The sequence below is a fragment of the Priestia sp. P5_B4 genome (assembly GCF_056400385.1).
The window spans coordinates 1-1,694 of record NZ_JBFULJ010000829.1 but is presented as its reverse complement, the minus strand read 5'-3'; the positions used below and the strand labels follow the sequence as shown (position 1 = coordinate 1,694).

At 33.3% G+C, this 1,694-nt stretch carries 2 protein-coding genes and 1 pseudogene; 1 reads left to right on the top strand and 2 read right to left on the bottom strand.

The window, feature by feature from the left end:
* Positions 1–535, top strand: a 535-nt coding sequence (locus tag AC1DRF_RS26425) for a thiamine pyrophosphate-dependent enzyme (protein WP_477742121.1), incomplete at its 5' end; no start/stop codon positions are given.
* 60 nt (positions 536–595) lie between these two features.
* Here AC1DRF_RS26425 and AC1DRF_RS26420 read toward each other — a convergent pair.
* Both AC1DRF_RS26420 and AC1DRF_RS26415 read right to left on the bottom strand, forming a co-directional pair.
* Positions 596–1,156, bottom strand: a complete 561-nt coding sequence (locus tag AC1DRF_RS26420) for a hypothetical protein (RefSeq protein WP_427076760.1) — start codon at positions 1,154–1,156, stop codon at positions 596–598.
* Between the two features lie 351 nt (positions 1,157–1,507).
* A pseudogene (locus tag AC1DRF_RS26415) lies at positions 1,508–1,694 on the bottom strand (PQQ-dependent sugar dehydrogenase); the annotation flags it as partial.

Below are 1,694 nucleotides of genomic sequence, written 5' to 3'. Positions count from 1 at the left end.
TTTGCTGCCTTTGACAATCGAGAATATCTTGCATATTATTGACAAGCTCTCTTCAGAGAAAACAATTGTGATTTCAGATGTGGGAGCTCATAAAGTATCTATAGCCCGAACTTATCAACCTAAAAATCCTAACAGGCTCATTATATCAAATGGTCTAGCTTCCATGGGTATTGCTTTACCAGGCTCAATTGGAGCTAAGCTAGCCTGCCCTAATGATCCAGCTATTTGTATTACTGGAGATGGAGGAGTTTTAATGAATTTTGCTGAAATAGAGACGGCAAAACGCTTAGGGCTTTCATTCAGCATTATTKTTTTAAACGACTCTACATTAAAAATAGAGCAGGAAATGATGAACAAAAAGTTTGGTAAGAGCTATGGAGTAACTTTTACAAACCCAGATTTTGTTCAACTGGCAAAAAGCTTTGGAATTAAAGGGGAACAGGCAAATAGTTTAGTTGAATTTGAAAATATAATGAAAAGAGCCTTACAAAGTTTAGATGAGATTGTCCTAATTGACGTTCTTCTAAAAAACTGATTGCGATTTCTCCATTATTTTAACGAGTTATCTTTGTTAAGGGATTAATTTGTAGATTCACTAGGAAATAAATGTTTTTAATTTTTTGAAATAAGCTAAGCTGAGTTCAACCCAAATCCAACTATAAAGGAAAGTAAATACAAAAATTAAACCAGTAGTAGAAAGAGAAAAATTTTTAGAAATCACGGGACCTAGTACTGGGAATTTGAAACCGTACAATAGGGTAATAATCCCAATAGTTAATAGAGTGGCCCCACTTACAACAATGTATAATCTCTTTTTAAAAAAGTAAAAAGCAGCTCCTATGCCCATTCCCAATATTCCTGTTGTAAAAGGAAAAATAATAAGTTCACTTGGCTGGATAATCAGAAGAAGCAGGTTTGTTAGTATATAGGTAATAAATCCTAGAGGGAGCGAAAGTGTAAAACAAAAAAGAATGGGTGCAGTAGAGAATGGACTAATAAAAACTCCTATTCCTGGTAAGAAACCTCCTGCTGATTGAAAAAGGGCTGCTAAGCTGGCGAAAAGAGCGCCTGATACAAGCTGCTTAGTTTTAGATAGTCTATTAAAAAAAAGCTCCGCAGAGTTTACTTCATTTGAAAGAGACTTTAAAAAGTACATGAATTTCACCTCGGTTAACTGTTTTTACATTATAAGGGGTTAAAGAGAGATTTAGATCATTGCCTGATATATCAACTCTTACATGTAATATATGAAGAAATTAAGAGGGAGGACTAATAAGTCGCATTTACTTTTAAAGGAATAGGGCATATCCGTTAAGATAAATTTCTTTATCTTTCTAAAGGTATGTACTGTAGCCCATAAAATGAACCTTTTATGGGCTTTATTGATTAAAGGCTTTTTTATTTTCTAGAAAGTTCATTTGTTTATTCCTATAAAATAGCTGGTAAAAAAATTAAGCTATAACTTTTAGGAGAAAATCAATACCCAGTCGAATTTTATAAATATAAGTCATGGAACAATTTCAAAAACAGTACCTTGATTAAAGTCAGACACTTTCATAGAGCCATAAACTCCTAAATAAAGCCTGGTTTGATCCAGATTCGTTCCCAAACTAACGTAGTAAGCTGATTGAGAACCAAAATTATAATCAATTTCCACCACACTAAAATCATTTAGCTTACAATCTGTACCTGCC

What these genes read in the sequence shown, in the direction of transcription:
- AC1DRF_RS26420 (WP_427076760.1), bottom strand. Translation starts at nt 1,156, where the DNA reads ATGTACTTTTTAAAGTCTCTTTCAAATGAAGTAAACTCTGCGGAGCTT.